Raw genomic sequence first — 15,641 nt, 5'->3', positions numbered from 1 at the left:
CCGATCTCAACCGTGATGCGGGTGTGACCGTCGGCACCTTCTGGGAGCGGGGAGGGCGCCGTGGCGGATGTCAGTCCAGCGACTGCCGGAAGCGCTCCAGTTCGGGCGCGGTCTTCGTCGCCCGGAACTCCGTGATCCGGTACGCGCAGACGCCGCCGACGACGAAGGGGTCGGTCGCCGACAGCTTCTCGATCACCGCACGGTCCTCGCCGATGGCCAGGATCACGCCGCCGTCGCGCGGGTTCTTGCGCCCGGACGCGAGGAAGACCCCCGCCGCGTACTGCTCGTCGAGCCAGGCGACATGTGCGGGAAGAAGGGTATCGATGCGCTCGAGCGGCGCCGTGTACGTCAATTCCAGTACAAACATGATCGGCAGGTTACCCGCGCCCTTGTGGGCGACGTTGAAGTGTGCATGATCTATTGGCTATGGCTACCGCCGAGGAGAGCGCAGCGATCGGGCTGCGGGGGCTGTGCAAGTCGTTCGGCGAGGTGCGTGCCGTCGACGGGATCGATCTCGACATCGCGGAGGGCGAGTTCTTCTCGCTGCTCGGTCCCTCCGGATCCGGGAAGACGACCGTGCTGCGGCTCGTCGCCGGTTTCGAGAAGCCCTCGGCCGGCGCGATCCGGCTCGCGGGCGCGGACGTGACCCGGCGCGCGCCCTTCGAGCGCGACGTCACCACCGTCTTCCAGGACTACGCCCTGTTCCCGCACATGAACGTCGAGCGGAACGTCGCGTACGGCCTGAAGGTGCGCGGTGTCCCGCGCCGGGAACAGGCCGAACGGGTCCGTGCCGCCCTCGCCTCCGTACGGCTGGAGGACTTCGGCGGGCGCAGGCCGGGGCAGCTCTCGGGCGGCCAGCGCCAACGCGTGGCCCTGGCAAGGGCGTTGGTGGTCCGCCCGCGTGTCCTGCTGCTCGACGAGCCGCTCGGCGCCCTCGACCTCAAGCTGCGCGAGCAGATGCAGGTCGAGCTGAAGGAGTTGCAGCGCCGGGTCGGCATCACCTTCGTCCTCGTCACCCATGACCAGGCCGAGGCCCTCGCCCTCAGCGACCGCGTCGCCGTCATGCAGGCCGGCCGCGTCGAACAGGTCGGTATGCCAAGGGAGTTGTACGAGAATCCGGCCTCCGCCTTCGTCGCGTCCTTCGTCGGCACCTCCAACACGCTCACCGGCTCCGCCGCCGAGCTGCTCGTGGGCAGATCGGGGACCTTCGGCGTCAGGCCCGAGAAGATCCGCCTCCTCGACGCCGACGCGCAGCGGGACGGCGAAGAGCACAGCGAGGTGTGCGGCACCGTGGCCGACGCCGTGTACCTGGGGGACAGCACCCGTGTCGTCGTCGACACCGATGCGGGTGTGCGCTTCGTCGTCGTACGCCAGAACAGCGCCGGGCCCGACGCCCCCGCCCCGCCCGGCGCCCGCGTCCTGCTGCGCTGGCATCGGCGCCACAACGTCGCACTGCACAAGCCAAGTTGACCCACCCCGACGAGCAGGGAGTGTTCACGTGCGCGCAACCCGGACCCTGATGGCCGCCACCGCGCTCGGCGGGCTGTTGCTCGCCACCGCCTGCGGCTCCTCCGACGACGGCGGCGGTGGCGCCAAGGGCGCGCCCGGCGGGCAGGGCTTCACCCCGCCGAAGCTGTCCGCCCCCAAGTCCCTCGGCAAGACCGAGGGCAAGGTCAACCTGATCGCCTGGGCCGGCTACGCCGAGGACGGCTCCAACGACCCCAAGGTCGACTGGGTGCACCCCTTCGAGAAACAGACCGGCTGCCAGGTCTCCACGAAGGTCGCGGGCACCTCCGACGAGATGGTCAACCTGATGAAGACGGGCCAGTACGACGCCGTCTCCGCGTCCGGCGACGCCTCCCTGCGCCTGATCGCCTCCGGCGACGCGGCCCCGGTCAACACCGAACTCGTCCCCAACTACCGTGACGTCTTCCCGGGGTTGAAGATGCAGCCCTGGAACTCGGTCAAGAAGGTCGCCTACGGCATTCCGCACGGCCGCGGCGCCAACCTCCTCATGTACCGCACCGACAAGGTGAAGCCCGCGCCCGACTCCTGGAAGGCCGTCTTCGACGACGCCGGGCAGTACAAGGGCCGCGTCACCGCGTACGACTCGCCGATCTACATCGCCGACGCCGCGCTGTACCTGATGAAGACCAAGCCCGACCTCGGCATCAAGGACCCGTACGCGCTCGACCAGAAGCAGTTCGACGCGGCGGTGAGCCTGCTGAAGAAGCAGAACGCCAGCGTCGGCGAGTACTGGAGCGACTACCTCAAAGAGGTCTCCGCGTTCAAGAGCGGCGACTCCGTCGTCGGCACCAGTTGGCAGGTCATCCTGAACACCGCGCAGGGCGAGAAGGCCCCCGTGAAGGCCGTCCTGCCGAAGGAGGGCTCCACCGGCTGGTCCGACACCTGGATGGTGTCCGCGAAGGCCGAGCACCCCAACTGCGCCTACAAATGGCTCGACTGGATCGTCTCGCCGAAGGTGAACGCCCAGGTCGCCGAGTACTTCGGCGAGGCCCCCGCCAACGCGAAGGCCTGCGAGGAGACCAGCGACCCCAAGCACTGCGCGACCTATCACGCCGACGACGCCGCGTACTGGAAGAAGGTCCACTTCTGGACCACGCCCATCCCGCAGTGCCTCGACGGCCGCACCGGCACCAAGTGCGTGCCGTACGCGAAGTGGGTGCAGGCCTGGACGGAGATCAAGGGGTGACGTGTCACTGACCACGAAGCGGGCCGCCGGGGCGCTGCACCGCAGCCCCCGGCTCCGCCTGTCCCTGCTGCTCGCCGCGCCCCTGACCTGGCTGGTCGTCGCCTACCTCGGCTCGCTGGCGGTCCTGTTCCTGTCCGCCCTGTGGACCACGGACCCGTTCACGTCGGACATCGTGCACACGTGGACGCCGGACAACTTCAAGGCGCTGTTCACGACGGAGGTGTACCGCCAAGTCGCCCTGCGCAGCGTGGGAGTCGCCCTCGGCGTGACGGCGCTGTGCATCGTCATCGCCTTCCCGATCGCCTTCTACACGGCGCGCGTCGCGAAGCCGCGCCGGCGTCCGCTCCTGGTCGTCGCGATCCTCACCCCGTTGTGGGCGAGCTATCTGGTCAAGGCGTACGCGTGGCGCGTCATGCTGGCCCAGGACGGCCTGCTGGACTGGCTGTTGAAGCCGCTGGGCCTGAACGCCCCCGGGTACGGTCTGGTCGCGACGGTCCTCGTCCTGACCTACCTCTGGCTGCCGTACATGATCCTGCCGATCCACGCCGGCCTGGAACGCGTCCCCGACAGCGTGCTCGACGCCTCCGCCGACCTCGGCGCCCGCTCCTGGCACACCTTCCGCACGGTGCTGTTCCCGCTCGTCCTGCCCTCCGTCGCGGCGGGCTCCGTCTTCACGTTCTCGCTCAGCCTCGGCGACTACATCGCGGTCCAAATCGTGGGCGGGAAGACGCAGTTGATCGGCAACCTCGTCTACGCGAACATCACGCTCGACCTGCCGCTGGCGGCCGCGCTCGGCACCGTGCCGGTCGTGGTCATCGTCCTGTACCTGCTGGCGGTGCGCCGCACGGGCGCGCTGAGCAGCCTCTGAAGGGGGCCAGATGCACCTGTCCCGCCCGGCCCGCGTCGCGCTCCGCGTCGGCGCCCTGCTCGGCTTCGCCGTCATCTACGTCCCGCTGCTCCTCGTCGTCGTCAACTCGCTCAACCCGGACCGGAGTTCGGGCTGGCCGCCGCCCGGCCTCACCTTCGACTGGTGGCGTGACGCCTGGCACAGCGCGGGTGCGCGGGACGCGCTGTGGACGTCCGTGAAAGCGGGGGTCGGCGCCACGGCGATCGCCCTCGTCCTCGGCACGCTCGTCGCGTTCGCGGTGTCCCGTTACCGCTTCTTCGGCCGCGAGGCGATCTCCTTCGCGGTGGTCCTGCCGATCGCGCTGCCCGGCATCGTCACCGGCGTCGCCCTCAACACGGCCTTCCGCACAATCCTGGAGCCGATCGGCATCGGCCTCGGCCTGTTCACGGTGGTCGTCGGCCACGCCACGTTCTGCGTCGTGGTCGTCTTCAACAACGTGGCGGCCCGGCTGCGCCGCCTCACCGGCTCCTACGAGGAGGCGGCGATGGACCTCGGCGCCGACACCTTCCGCACCTTCCGCGACATCACGTTCCCGCTGATGCGCTCGGCGCTCGCGGCGGGCGGCCTCCTCGCGTTCGCGCTCTCCTTCGACGAGATCGTGGTGACGACGTTCACGGCGGGCGCGGGCGTCCAGACCCTGCCCATCTGGATCTTCTCCAACATGTCCCGCCCCCAACAGGCCCCCGTCGTCAACGTGGTGGCCGTCGTGCTGGTCCTGCTGTCCGTGATTCCCGTGTACGTGGCCCAGCGCCTGTCGTCGGACACGGCGGCGGGCAGCCGGGTGTGACCAGGGCTTGTTAGGTGACCCTAACTTGACGTCGTATAGGGTTCGGGAATCGAGGGAAACGACCACCCCGGACCCAGGAGTCGGCTTGTCGCACGCCACGGAGACGTATGAGTACCAGGAGCTGCGCTCCGCGGAGCAGCTGCGCGAGATCCTCGGCGAGCCGTGGCCCATCGTGATCGAGAAGGTGCACGCGGAACTCACCGAGCAGGACCGGGGGCTGCTGGCCCGCTCGCCGTTCTGCCTGGTTTCCACGTCCGACGCGGACGGCAACTGCGACACGTCGCCGCGCGGCGACGGGCCCGGCTTCGCGCACGTCGTCGACGACCGCACGATCGCCCTGCCGGACCGGCCGGGCAACCGTCGCGGCGACAGCTTCCACAACATCCTTCAGAACCCGCACGCGGGCCTGCTCTTCCTGATACCCGGCTCCAAGGACGTCCTGCGCGTCAACGGCCGGGCCCGCATCCTCACGTCCGCCCCCTTCTTCGCGGACATGGCCGTCAAGGGCCGGCCGCCGACCCTGGCGCTCCTCCTGGACATCGACGAGATCTACCTCCACTGCCCGCAGTCCCTGAACCGGGCGGGGCTGTGGAGGCCGGAGACGTGGGAGGGCGGCCGGGTCTGACCCCGCGGCGCCGTCACCGGCCGGGCGCCACCCGGTACATGCCCACCGATCCGTGCTCCGTCGTCTCGGCGAAGCCGTACTTCTCGTAGAGGAACTTCGCCGGGCCGTCCGCGATCAGCGAGACGTAGGCCGTCGCGGGGGCGCGCCGGTCCAGTTCCTCGGTGAGTGCCGCCATGATCCGCCCGCCGAGGCCCCGGCCCTGGTGGTCCGGGTGCACGCAGATGTCGACGATCTGGAAGGCGGTGCCCCCGTCGCCGATGATCCGGCCCATCCCGATCGGCTCGCCCCGGTGCCGCAGGAGCACGCCGTGCCAGGTGTGGGGGAGGGCGATCGCCACCGCCTCCGGGGCCTTGTCGGAGAGTCCCGCGTCCGTGCGCAGTCGCCGGTAGACGTCGACGGGCGGGACGCCACTCTCGACGCTGTAAGGGTCACTGACGTCATTCATGCGTTACATGGTAGAGGCTCCGCGGACTCGGGCACCGTGAAATCGGGAAGGCCCTCGGACGCCTAGACTTGCCCCGTATCAATGCCGGGGACGCTGTGCGGGACGGGAGTGGGGCTGTGGTGGCTGGGCGGTTCGAGGATCCGTCGGCTGACGTGCTCGCCGAGGCGGCCGAGGCGTTCGCCCTGCTCGCATCGCCCGTGCGGCTGCACATGGTGTGGGCGCTTGCCCAGGGCGAGAGCGATGTGAGCGGGCTCGCCGAGCGGGTGGGCGGCGCGCTGCCCGCCGTCAGCCAGCACCTGACCAAGCTGAAGCTCGCCGGTCTCGTCCGGTCCCGGCGCGAGGGCCGGCGGCAGGTGTACTACGTCGACGACCCGGAGGTCGTGAGCGTGGTCCACCTCATGATCGGCCAGCTCGCCGAGCGCGCCGAGCAGGCGAAGGCGCCGGTGCGCCGCCTGCGTGGCGCGGGGGCCTGAAGGCCGGCCCGTGGCCGTTTCCGAACCGGCCGAGCGGACCGGATCGCTGCCGCAGCCGCGTACCGCCCCCGAAGCCCCGACCGCTCTCCAGACACTGCGCGCCCTGGACACGGGACCGCGCGGACTGACCACACGGGAGGCCGAGGAACGCCTGGCCCGGTACGGCGGCAACATCCTGCCCACCGCCCGGCAGCCCTCCTGGCCGCTGCGGATGTGGCGCAGCCTGCGCGACCCGTTCACCACCGTGCTGTTCTGCCTCGGACTCGTCTCCGCGCTCGTCGCCTCCTGGGGCACGGCCTGCGTGATCCTCGCCCTGGTGATCGTCAGCAGCGTGCTGCGCGCGCACGGCGAGTACCGCGCCGACCGGGCGGGCGCCGGACTGCGCGAACTGGTCGCGGGCACCGCGAGCGTCCAGCGCAGGGAAGACGCGGGCGACGAACCGCGGGTCCGCGAGGTCCCCGTCGACGACCTCGTGCCCGGCGACGTCGTGCGCCTCGCCCCCGGCGCCCTGGTCCCCGCCGACGTACGCCTGCTGAAGGCGCGCGGCCTCACCGTGCACCAGGCCGCCCTGACCGGCGAGTCCGCGCCCGTGCCGAAGGAACCCGCCGACCTGCCGGACGGGGACGGCGAGGGGCACCTGCTCTTCCAGGGCAGCAGCGTCGCCTCCGGCAGCGGCACCGCGGTCGTCCTCGCGACCGGCGCCGACACCCGCTTCGCCGCCGTGCACGGAGCGCGCCGCGAACGTCCCGCGAGCGCCTTCGACCGCAGCGTGCACGGCATCTCCTGGGTGCTGATCCGCTTCATGCTGCTGACCCCGCCGCTGGTCCTGATGGCGAACGCGGCGGTGCGCGGCCGGGGCCTGGAGACCCTGCCGTTCGCGGTGGCCGTCGCGGTCGGCCTCACCCCCGAGATGCTGCCGGTCATCGTCACCATCTGCCTGGCCCGCGGCGCCTCCCTGCTCGCCCGCTCGCACGGCGTCATCGTGCGCCGGCTGCCCGCCCTGCACGACCTCGGCGCCGTCGACGTGCTGTGCGTCGACAAGACCGGCACCCTCACCCGCGACCGGCCCGCCGTCGACGTCGACCGCACCGATCCACAGGCCCTGCACTGGGCCGGCGCCTCCGCCTGGTGGACCCTTCAGACCGCCGAACTCACCGACCCCGACCCGCTCGACGAGGCGCTGCTCGCGGCCACGGGCCCCGAGGACTGGGAGGCGTACGACGGGATCGACGCCCTGCCCTTCGACCCGGTACGCCGCCTGGCCACCGCCGTCGTCAAGGAACCCGGCACCCTCGGCGTGCACATGCTCGCCGTGAAGGGCGCCGTCGCCGAGGTCCTGGAGCGCTGCGCCGTCGAGGAGGACGAGCGGGACGCGCTGCGGACCCGGGCCGCCGAGCTCGCGGCCGACGGCGTCCGGCTGCTCGCCGTGGCCACGGCCGAGCGGCCCGCCCGCGCCCGCGGCTACACCCCGGCCGACGAACGCGGCCTGACCTTCCGCGGCTTCGTCGCCTTCCACGACGCCCCGGCCGACACCGCGCACGACGCCGTGGCCGCCCTCGGCGAGCGCGGCGTCACCGTCAAGGTCCTCACCGGCGACCACCCGGCGACCGCCACCCGCGTGTGCCGGGACGTCGGGATCGAGCCCGGCGACGTCGTCGTCGGCGCGGACATCGAGCCCCTCGACGACGAGCGGCTCGGGGAACTCGCCGACCGCACCACCGTCTTCGCCCGCTGCACCCCCGAGCACAAGGCCCGCGTCATCGCCGCCCTGCGCGGCCGCGGCCACACCGCCGGGTTCCTCGGCGACGGCGTCAACGACCTGCCCGCCCTGCGCGCCGCCGACGTCGGCGTCTGCCCCGCGGGCGGCGTCGACGTGGCCCGTGAGAGTGCGCACGTGGTGCTCGCCGACAAGGACCTCACCGCGCTCGAACATGCCGTCGTGGCGGGCCGGCACTCCAGCGCCAACATCGCCTCGTACCTGCGCATCACGCTCTCCTCCAACCTCGGCAACGTGATCGCGATGCTCGCTGCGGGCCTGCTGCTTCCGTTCCTGCCGATGCTGCCGCCGCAGGTCCTCCTCCAGAACCTGTGCTTCGACGCGGCCCAGCTCGCGCTCGCCTTCGACCGGCCGCGGACGGCCGCGCTGCGCCGCCCCACCGTGCTGCGGCCCCGGCCCTTCCTGCGCTTCATCACCGGGTTCGGGGCCCTGGGCGCGCTCGCCGACCTCGCGACCTTCGGCGCGCTCGCCCTGTGCCTGCCCGGTTCCCTGGACCTCGGCGACCAGCAGGGCTTCCACGCGGGCTGGTTCACGGAGAACCTGCTGACCCAGGCCCTCGTGATGCTGTTGCTGCGCACGGGCCGCAGGACCGCCGAGGGCCGCACGCCGGGCCCGGTGCGCTGGGCGGCGACGGGCCTCGCGGCCGTCGGCATCCTGCTGCCGCTGACCCCGCTCGGCCCGTGGCTCGGTGTCTCGGGCCTGCCGCCGCTCTACTATCCGCTGCTCGCGGCGATCCTCGTGGCGTACGCGCTGGCCCTCGTCCTGCTGCGGCGGGGCCGCTGGGCGGACCGTCCGTGACCGGCCGGGCCGCTCACCCGTAGGACAGGTGCGAGCAGATGTCCTGGTCCGCCGAGCGCGCGGTGTCGGCCACGCCGGAGGGCACCGCCGTCGGGGTCGGCGTCGGTGAGGCCGCGCTGCCGGGGCGGTAGTCCGCGCCGAGCACCACGCCGATGCCGGGGGCGGTGCCCGCGGTCAGTTCGGCGTCGGGGAAGAGCCGGGCGACGGCGGAGGCGTGGGCCTTCTCGCCGGGGCCGTAGGTGATGGTCGTGGTGGCGCGGGCCCGGTCGGCGGCGTTGCCCGTCGCCGGCACGGTGAAGCCGCGGCCGGTCAGCGCCGCGGCGGCATCGGCGGCGAGGCCGGGCGTGGCGGTGCCGTTGTAGACGGTGACGGAGACGCCCTCGCCGGACACCTCGTCGGCGCTCGCGCTCGGCGTGGGGGAGGCCTTGTCCTTGCCGTCCGCGGCGGCCTTCTTCCCGCTCGCGTCCTTCCCGTCGAGCGTGCGGTCCTCCTTGAGCGCCGCCCACAGCGCGTCGGCGTCCGGGTGCACGACGGCGACGCGATCGCCCTCGTACTTCCAGGGGATGGTGACGAACTTGGTGTTGTGCAGGTCGACGTTCTTCAGGGACATCGCGAACGCCAGCAGCTTGTCCGCGGAGCCGAGGCCGGGGTCGACGGTCATCGACTTCGTGGCGGCGTCGGCGAGCGGCAGCAGTTTCGTCGGGGTGAAGCCGTCGGACTTGATCTTCTTGATGAGGCTGGAGACGAAGGACTGCTGGCGCTGGATGCGGCCGATGTCGGAGCCGTCGCCGATGCCGTGCCGGATGCGGACGTAGTCGAGCGCCCGCTGCCCGGCGACGGTCTGCTCGCCCTTCTTGAACAGGCGCTTGCCCTGGGTGGGCCGGTTCGGGTCGAGGTCGTTCTGGTAGACGTCGTTCGGCAGGCAGACCTTGACGCCGCCGACCACGTCGGTCAGCTGGGAGAAGCCCTTGAAGTCGACGACGACGGTGTGGTCCACGCGCAGGCCCGTGAGCTGCTCGACCGTGTTCTGGGTGCAGGCCGGATTGCCCTGGGCGGTCTGGCCCGTCGTGTAGGCCGCGTTGAACATCACGTCGGTGCGCGTGCCGCTCCACGTGCCGTCGGGCAGCTTGCACGGCGGGATGGTGACCAGGGTGTCGCGGGGGATGGAGACGCCGACGGCGTGCCGGTGGTCGGCGTAGACGTGCAGCAGGAACGCGGTGTCCGAGCGGCCGATGTCGTTCTTGTCGCCGCCGCCGAGGTCGCTGTTTCCGCCGGTGCGCGCGTCGGTGCCGATGACCAGCACGTTCTCGCCCTTGGAGGCGTCGGCGTCGGGCCGGTTCCTGGAGAGTCCGTCCGAGCCGAACGTGTCGATGTTGCCGTTGAGCTTCAGGTACAGCCACCCGGCCCCCGCGGTGATCAGTACGAGCATCGCGAGGCCCGTCACGAGAGTGATCCGCAGTCGGCTGCGCTTACGCCGTCGCCCCATGCCCCTGCCCTTGCTGTCGTTCCACCCGATGGTTGTACAGTTGCGCAATGTAGCAAGCGCGGCTGTGGGGGTGGCACATCCACCCGGTCGCGGTCCGACCACGACAAGAGGTGAACGCCATGTTCCGTAACGCGCTGGAGCCCTGGCACCTGCTGGTCCTGGGCGTCGTGATCATCGTGCTCTTCGGGTCCAAGAAGCTGCCGGACACCGCACGCTCCCTGGGCAAGTCTTTGCGCATCCTCAAGAGCGAGACGAAGGCCATGAAGGAGAGCGACGAGACCGCGGCACCACTTTAAGCTTTGCGCAAGTGTTTGAAATGATGGAGGTAGCAGCAGTGGGAGTTTCCCTGGGCAAGGGCGGCAATGTCTCGCTCAGCAAGGAGGCGCCGGGCCTGACCGCGGTCACGGTCGGCCTGGGCTGGGACGTGCGCACGACGACGGGTACCGATTACGACCTCGACGCGAGCGCCCTGCTGTGCGACGCGGCCGGGAAGGTGCTCTCGGACCGGCACTTCGTCTTCTACAACAACCTCACCAGCCCGGACGGCTCGGTCGAGCACACCGGGGACAACCTCACCGGTGAGGGCGAGGGCGACGACGAGAGCATCAAGGTGAACCTCGCCGGGGTGCCCGCCGAGGTCGACAAGATCGTCTTCCCGGTGTCCATCCACGACGCCGAGCCGCGCGGCCAGAGCTTCGGCCAGGTGCGCAACGCGTTCATCCGCGTCGTGAACCAGGCGGGCGGCGCCGAGATCGCCCGCTACGACCTCTCCGAGGACGCCTCCACCGAGACGGCGATGGTCTTCGGCGAGCTCTACCGGCACGGCGCGGAGTGGAAGTTCCGCGCGGTGGGCCAGGGGTACGCCTCGGGCCTGGCCGGCATCGCGCAGGACTTCGGCGTCAACGTCTGAGGCACGCGCCCCGCGCGGCGCCGCCCGCCCCGGATCCCCGGGCGGGCGGCGCCGCGTACGACACCATCCGACCGCCCGACCAGAAAGCACCGCATGTCCGTGAACCTGGCCAAGGGCCAGCAGATCAGCCTCAGCAAGGACACCGGCGACGCCCTGACCCTCGTACGCATGGGACTCGGCTGGCGGGCCGCGCCCCGCAAGGGCTTCCTCGCCAAGCTGACCGGCACCCGTGAGATCGACCTCGACGCCTCCGCCGTGCTCTTCTCCGGGCAGCGCTACGTCGACGTCGTCTTCTTCCGTCACCTCGTCAGCGAGGACGCGTCGGTGCGGCACAGCGGCGACAACCTCGTGGGCGGCACCGGGCAGGCCGACGACGAGTCCATCACCGTCGACCTCCCGCGCGTCCCCGGCGAGGTGGACCAGATCGTCTTCACCGTCAACTCGTTCACCGGCCAGACCTTCGCCGAGGTGGGCAGCGCGTACTGCCGCCTCGTCGACGAGACCACGGGTGAGGAACTCGCCCGCTACACCCTCGACGGTGGCGGCAGCCACACCGCGCAGATCATGGCCAAGGTCCAGCGCGAGGGGGCCGGCTGGAAGCTCAGAGCGATCGGGGAGCCGGCCGCGGGCCGGACCTTCCAGGACCTGATGCCCGCGATCACCCGCCACCTGTGAGCCTGGCGACCGTCCCGGCCCCCGCGCGCACCGGCGCGGCCAAGGGAGGCCGGGACGCGTTCTACGACAACGCCAAATACCTGGCGATCGTGCTCGTCGCGATGGGGCACGCGTGGGAGCCGCTGCGCGACGACAGCCGTGCGGCGGCCGCGCTCTACACCACGGTCTACGCGTTCCACATGCCCGCGTTCATCGTCATCTCCGGCTACTTCTCGCGCTCCTTCGACGCGAGCCCCGGCCGGCTGAAGCGACTGATCACGGGCGTGGCCGTGCCGTACGTGGTGTTCGAGGTCGCCTACACCTTCTTCAAGCGGACGGCGGGCGACGACCCGGGCTATCCGATCAGCCTGCTCGACCCCTGGTACCTGACCTGGTTCCTGATCGCGCTGTTCGTGTGGCGGCTGACCACGCCGCTGTGGAAGGTGATCCGGTGGCCGCTGCCGTTGGCGCTCGCCATCGCGGCGCTCGCCTCGGTCTCGCCCAGCATCGGCGACGACCTGGACCTGCAACGGGTCCTTCAGTTCCTGCCGTTCTTCGTCCTCGGCCTGGTCCTGAAGCCAGAGCACTTCCAGCTGGTGCGCCGCAAGGAGGCGCGGATCCTGGCGGTGCCGGTGTTCGCGGCGGCCCTGCTGTTCGCGTACTGGGCGGTGCCGCGGATGAACGCGGCCTGGTTCTACCGGCGGGACAGCGCGCAGGAGTTGGGCGCGCCGGGCTGGACCGGGGTGGCCATGACGCTGGCCATGTTCGGCTGCTCGGCGATCCTCGTCGCGTGCTTCCTCGCGTGGGTGCCGGGGCGCAGGCTCTGGTTCACGGCGCTCGGCGCGGGCACGCTCTACGGCTATCTGCTGCACGGATTCCTCGCCAAGGGCTCCCGCTTCTGGGACTGGTACGAGGTGGACTGGGTGCACACGCCGTGGGGCGAGGTCGTGGTGACGCTCGTCGCGGCGGCCGTGATCACGGCGCTGTGCACGCCACCGGTGCAGCGGGCGTTCCGATTCGTCATGGAGCCGCGAATGGAGTGGGCCTTCAAGCGCGACACCGCTGGTCGGTAGGCGTGTTCTAGGCTCGGGCCATGGTGACGATCACGGGGGTGCCGGACGGCTGGCCGGCAGACGAGGACGCGGCGCGCGGCGTGCAGGACGCGCTGCGCGACCGCGTCGTGCTCGACGAGGCCGGGCCGCCGCCCGGCACCGGCACGGTCACCGGGATCGACGTCGCCTACGACGACGGGCGGGGCGTCGTCGCCGCGGCCGCCGTCGTCCTGGACGCGGCGACGCTCGCCGTCGTCGAGGAGGCGACGGCCGTCGGCGAGGTCGCTTTCCCTTACGTGCCCGGCCTGTTGGCGTTCCGTGAGATCCCGGCGGTCGTGGGCGCGTTGGAGGCGCTGACCGTCGACCCCGGGCTCGTCGTCTGCGACGGTTACGGACTCGCTCACCCGCGCCGCTTCGGCCTCGCGAGCCACCTGGGGGTGCTCACCGGGCTGCCGACCATGGGCGTCGCGAAGAACCCGTTCGTCTTCTTCCACGGCGAGTTGGGCACCCGGCGGGGGAGCGCGGCGGCGCTGCTCGACGGCCCGGAGGAGGTCGGCCGCGCGCTGCGCACCCAGGACGGCGTGAAACCGGTGTACGTGTCCGTGGGCCACCGGATCTCGCTCGACAACGCGTGCGCGCACGTGCTCTCGCTCACACCGAAGTACCGCGTCCCGGAGACGACCCGCCGGGCGGACCGCCTGTGCCGGGACGCGCTCGCCGCGCGGACGGGCTCCTAGGACCTGACCCGAACGACAGGCCCTGGACGTTCAGCGTTCGGCCGCGACCCGGAACGTGATCCCGGCCTTGGTCAGCCGCTCGATGAGGGCGTCGCCCATCGCCTCCGCCGTGGTCACCTGCCCCGCCGTGTCCGGGAGTTCGTCGCGCACCAGGCACATAGCGGACTCGGCGAGCATCTTCGCGGTCTCGGCGTAGCCGGGGTCACCGCCGGACACCTCCGTGTAGACGCGGCGTCCGCCGCCCTCGCCCACGAACCGCACCGAGAACCAGCTCTTGGCCCGGCGCGCCTCGTCGGGGCCCTCGCCCGGCTTGAGCCGCCCGCCCAACCAGCGGCGCACCGGCGGCACTTGGGCCGCGGCGAACAGCGTGCCCATGCCCAGCACGCCGCCCACCGCGAACGGCAGCGTCTTCACGGCCGCGTAGTGCCGGTAGCGGAAGTCGGGGCCGTAGCGCGCGAGGGCCCGCGCCGAGCGCTGCACGATCTGCGGGTCGATCGTCGGCAGCGGCAGGGCCCACGCGCCGACCTCCTTGGCGTAGCGCGGCGTGCCGGTCGGCGCGTACGCCGAGCGGTCGATGGGGCGCGGCTCGTTGCGGCGCCGCTCCTGCTGGGCCGCGAGCATCTGCCGGGCCCGCGAGAACTGGTTCAGGGCGGAGTTGAACGTGCCGCCGGAGAACGTCGCGTTCGAGCGCACGAAGCCGTCGACGCGCAGCGGCACGCCCTCCGGCAGCTGCTTGACGGTGTAGTACGCGCCCAGGTCGTGCGGGACGGAGTCGAAGCCGCAGGCGTGCACGATGCGGGCGCCGGTGTCCCGCGCGCGGGCGTCGTGGCGCACATACATGAGGTCCACGAACTCCGGCTCGCCGGTGAGGTCCACGTAGTCGGTGCCCGCGTTCGCGCACGCGGCGACGAGCCCCTCGCCGTACTCCAGGTACGGGCCCACGGTCGTCGCCACCACCCGTGTGTTGACGGCGAGTTCGCGCAGCGACGAGCGCTCGGCGATGTCCACGCGCACCACCGGGAGCACCGCGCACTCCGGGTTGATCTCGGTCAGCCGCTCGCGCAGCCGCTCCAGCTTCGTGGTGTCACGCCCTGCGATCGCCCAGCGCAGCCCCTGGGGCGCGTTGGCCGCGAGGTACTCGGCGGTGAGCACCCCCACGAATCCCGTCGCCCCGAACAGCACCAGGTCGTACGTCCTGCTCGACTCGTTCATGCCACCCCTCACCCGCGTCGCGTGCCGTTGCCGGTGGCCGAGGCTAGCGTGAAGGGTGGGACGGGAGCAGCGGGGGCCCTCCCCGCCGGGACGGGGCGGGGTGGAGCGGGTGCGGTCAGGCGCGCCCCGCCGACCGCGCGATTTCCTTGAGGTCGACGGTCTCGTCGGGCGAGGGCTTCTGCGTGCGCACGGCCTTGTCGTAGTCGCTGAAGGTCGCGCTGTTCGGGTTCTTGCCGCCGGTCGACGTGGTGCGCAGGATGTACGGCTTGCCCTCGGCGGCGACGTACAGCGTCAGCGTCTCGCCGCCGGAGGTCTTCTTCGTGAGCCGGACCGCCTTGGTGCCGTCGACGTCCGTCGTACCGCTCTTCTTCATCCCCCGGCGCTCGGACTTGTCCTCGTCCATCGACGCGACGAGGCCCTGTTTGTCGCACAGGCCCTGGGTCATCGCGTCGTCCGCCGGGGTCCTCACCCACTTGTCCTTGAGCTTCGGCACCACCTTCGCGGCGCCGGGCTGCTCCTTCAGCGTCGACTGCCAGTACTTCTCGTCGCCCCGCAAGTAGAGCGTGCCGTCGAGATGGCGCACGTCGGCCGTCGTGCCGGCCATCTTGACGGTGCCCTCGCAGTTCTTGCGCTGGTCCACGGTGAGGTCGACGGTGACGGTCCCGCCCGCCTTCTGCTGTGTGGTGCCCTTCACGTGCATCGATTCGGCCTGCCGTGTGGCCTTCACCGCGTCGGCCGCTATCCGGTCCGCGCTCTTGCCGGCGAGCGGGTCGTCCGATGCCTCCTTGTCGCCTCCGCAGCCCAGGAGGCCCAGAGCCGCGATCCCGGTGACCATCGTCAGTGCCGTCATTCGCCTGCTGTGCACCACTTCGTCTCCCTCCGTGGTTCCCGCGGTTTCCGTGCGAAGTCACCGAATACCCCTCTCGTCCGGGTGGTCACCGGAAGGGAGGCCGCCACTTGGGGCGCCCGGGGCGGAACGGCCGGTACCGGGCGCGGCGGACGGCCGAAATTGGCTAAGCGCTTGCTTGCCGGGGGCTTGTGCTGAGCGGGGCGGGTTCATAGCAT

At 71.4% G+C, this 15,641-nt stretch carries 16 protein-coding genes and 1 pseudogene; 12 read left to right on the top strand and 5 right to left on the bottom strand.

Going from position 1 to position 15,641, the window contains the following annotated elements; genetic code table 11:
* Positions 1 to 70: 70 nt before the first annotated feature.
* Positions 71 to 367: a YciI family protein gene (locus ACNYS0_RS08435; protein ID WP_422472031.1), complete on the bottom strand. Its 297-nt coding sequence runs from the start codon at positions 365 to 367 to the stop codon at positions 71 to 73.
* A gap of 59 nt (positions 368 to 426) precedes the next feature.
* Between ACNYS0_RS08435 and ACNYS0_RS08430 the strand changes: the two genes are divergently transcribed.
* From ACNYS0_RS08430 to ACNYS0_RS08410, 5 genes are all read left to right on the top strand, one after another.
* Positions 427 to 1,470, top strand: coding sequence for an ABC transporter ATP-binding protein (locus ACNYS0_RS08430; protein WP_422472030.1), 1,044 nt, complete (start codon positions 427 to 429; stop codon positions 1,468 to 1,470).
* A gap of 28 nt (positions 1,471 to 1,498) precedes the next feature.
* Positions 1,499 to 2,713: an ABC transporter substrate-binding protein gene (locus tag ACNYS0_RS08425; protein ID WP_422472029.1), complete on the top strand. Its 1,215-nt coding sequence runs from the start codon at positions 1,499 to 1,501 to the stop codon at positions 2,711 to 2,713.
* 1 nt (position 2,714) lies between these two features.
* The gene (locus ACNYS0_RS08420) at positions 2,715 to 3,581 is read left to right on the top strand and encodes an ABC transporter permease (RefSeq protein WP_422472028.1); all 867 of its coding nucleotides are present in this window, start codon (positions 2,715 to 2,717) and stop codon (positions 3,579 to 3,581) included.
* A gap of 10 nt (positions 3,582 to 3,591) precedes the next feature.
* Positions 3,592 to 4,407, top strand: a complete 816-nt coding sequence (locus tag ACNYS0_RS08415; protein ID WP_422472027.1) for an ABC transporter permease — start codon at positions 3,592 to 3,594, stop codon at positions 4,405 to 4,407.
* Between the two features lie 85 nt (positions 4,408 to 4,492).
* Complete coding sequence (locus ACNYS0_RS08410; protein WP_422472026.1) at positions 4,493 to 5,032, top strand: MSMEG_1061 family FMN-dependent PPOX-type flavoprotein; 540 nt, start codon at positions 4,493 to 4,495, stop codon at positions 5,030 to 5,032.
* A gap of 13 nt (positions 5,033 to 5,045) precedes the next feature.
* On the opposite strand, the gene ACNYS0_RS08405 is transcribed toward ACNYS0_RS08410, so the two are convergent.
* Positions 5,046 to 5,477, bottom strand: a complete 432-nt coding sequence (locus ACNYS0_RS08405) for a GNAT family N-acetyltransferase (protein WP_422472025.1) — start codon at positions 5,475 to 5,477, stop codon at positions 5,046 to 5,048.
* Between the two features lie 116 nt (positions 5,478 to 5,593).
* Between ACNYS0_RS08405 and ACNYS0_RS08400 the strand changes: the two genes are divergently transcribed.
* Complete coding sequence (locus tag ACNYS0_RS08400) at positions 5,594 to 5,950, top strand: ArsR/SmtB family transcription factor (protein WP_422414536.1); 357 nt, start codon at positions 5,594 to 5,596, stop codon at positions 5,948 to 5,950.
* A gap of 10 nt (positions 5,951 to 5,960) precedes the next feature.
* On the top strand, positions 5,961 to 8,525 hold the full coding sequence (mgtA, locus tag ACNYS0_RS08395) for a magnesium-translocating P-type ATPase (protein ID WP_422472024.1): 2,565 nt from the start codon (positions 5,961 to 5,963) through the stop codon (positions 8,523 to 8,525).
* 13 nt (positions 8,526 to 8,538) lie between these two features.
* Here the strand turns inward: mgtA and ACNYS0_RS08390 are convergent, their stop codons facing one another.
* The gene (locus ACNYS0_RS08390; protein ID WP_422472023.1) at positions 8,539 to 10,011 is read right to left on the bottom strand and encodes an LCP family protein; all 1,473 of its coding nucleotides are present in this window, start codon (positions 10,009 to 10,011) and stop codon (positions 8,539 to 8,541) included.
* Positions 10,012 to 10,130: 119 nt separating this feature from the next.
* On the opposite strand from ACNYS0_RS08390, the pseudogene tatA reads away from it, so the two are divergent.
* The 5 genes and pseudogenes from tatA to ACNYS0_RS08365 form a co-directional block, all read left to right on the top strand.
* Positions 10,131 to 10,292, top strand: a pseudogene (gene tatA, locus ACNYS0_RS08385) (Sec-independent protein translocase subunit TatA); the annotation flags it as partial.
* A gap of 53 nt (positions 10,293 to 10,345) precedes the next feature.
* Entirely contained in the window at positions 10,346 to 10,921 is a 576-nt protein-coding gene (locus ACNYS0_RS08380; protein WP_422414533.1) for a TerD family protein, read from the top strand.
* A 93-nt stretch (positions 10,922 to 11,014) separates the two neighbouring features.
* Entirely contained in the window at positions 11,015 to 11,596 is a 582-nt protein-coding gene (locus tag ACNYS0_RS08375; protein WP_422472022.1) for a TerD family protein, read from the top strand.
* On the top strand, positions 11,593 to 12,648 hold the full coding sequence (locus ACNYS0_RS08370; protein ID WP_422472021.1) for an acyltransferase family protein: 1,056 nt from the start codon (positions 11,593 to 11,595) through the stop codon (positions 12,646 to 12,648). The genes ACNYS0_RS08375 and ACNYS0_RS08370 overlap by 4 nt, the downstream gene beginning before the upstream one ends.
* A 20-nt stretch (positions 12,649 to 12,668) precedes the next feature.
* Complete coding sequence (locus ACNYS0_RS08365; protein ID WP_422472020.1) at positions 12,669 to 13,364, top strand: endonuclease V; 696 nt, start codon at positions 12,669 to 12,671, stop codon at positions 13,362 to 13,364.
* A gap of 30 nt (positions 13,365 to 13,394) precedes the next feature.
* Here ACNYS0_RS08365 and ACNYS0_RS08360 read toward each other — a convergent pair whose 3' ends face one another.
* Both ACNYS0_RS08360 and ACNYS0_RS08355 read right to left on the bottom strand, forming a co-directional pair.
* A complete protein-coding gene (locus tag ACNYS0_RS08360) occupies positions 13,395 to 14,576 on the bottom strand; it encodes a saccharopine dehydrogenase family protein (protein WP_422472019.1) in 1,182 nt (393 codons plus the stop codon).
* Between the two features lie 115 nt (positions 14,577 to 14,691).
* The gene (locus ACNYS0_RS08355) at positions 14,692 to 15,441 is read right to left on the bottom strand and encodes a hypothetical protein (protein ID WP_422472018.1); all 750 of its coding nucleotides are present in this window, start codon (positions 15,439 to 15,441) and stop codon (positions 14,692 to 14,694) included.
* Between the last annotated feature and the right edge of the window lie 200 nt (positions 15,442 to 15,641).

It is taken from the genome of Streptomyces anthophorae, from assembly GCF_049310305.1.
GTDB lineage: Bacteria > Actinomycetota > Actinomycetes > Streptomycetales > Streptomycetaceae > Streptomyces.
Note: the sequence above shows the minus strand (reverse complement) of the source record. Positions and strands in the feature narration are given on the sequence as shown.

Excerpts from the sequence above, each read along its gene's own strand:
- ACNYS0_RS08435 (WP_422472031.1), bottom strand. The coding sequence starts at position 367 with ATGTTTGTACTGGAATTGACGTACACGGCGCCGCTCGAGCGCATCGAT.
- ACNYS0_RS08430 (WP_422472030.1), top strand. The coding sequence starts at position 427 with ATGGCTACCGCCGAGGAGAGCGCAGCGATCGGGCTGCGGGGGCTGTGC.
- ACNYS0_RS08415 (WP_422472027.1), top strand. The coding sequence starts at position 3,592 with ATGCACCTGTCCCGCCCGGCCCGCGTCGCGCTCCGCGTCGGCGCCCTG.
- ACNYS0_RS08405 (WP_422472025.1), bottom strand. The coding sequence starts at position 5,477 with ATGAATGACGTCAGTGACCCTTACAGCGTCGAGAGTGGCGTCCCGCCC.
- ACNYS0_RS08390 (WP_422472023.1), bottom strand. The coding sequence starts at position 10,011 with ATGGGGCGACGGCGTAAGCGCAGCCGACTGCGGATCACTCTCGTGACG.
- ACNYS0_RS08375 (WP_422472022.1), top strand. The coding sequence starts at position 11,015 with ATGTCCGTGAACCTGGCCAAGGGCCAGCAGATCAGCCTCAGCAAGGAC.
- ACNYS0_RS08365 (WP_422472020.1), top strand. The coding sequence starts at position 12,669 with ATGGTGACGATCACGGGGGTGCCGGACGGCTGGCCGGCAGACGAGGAC.
- ACNYS0_RS08360 (WP_422472019.1), bottom strand. The coding sequence starts at position 14,576 with ATGAACGAGTCGAGCAGGACGTACGACCTGGTGCTGTTCGGGGCGACG.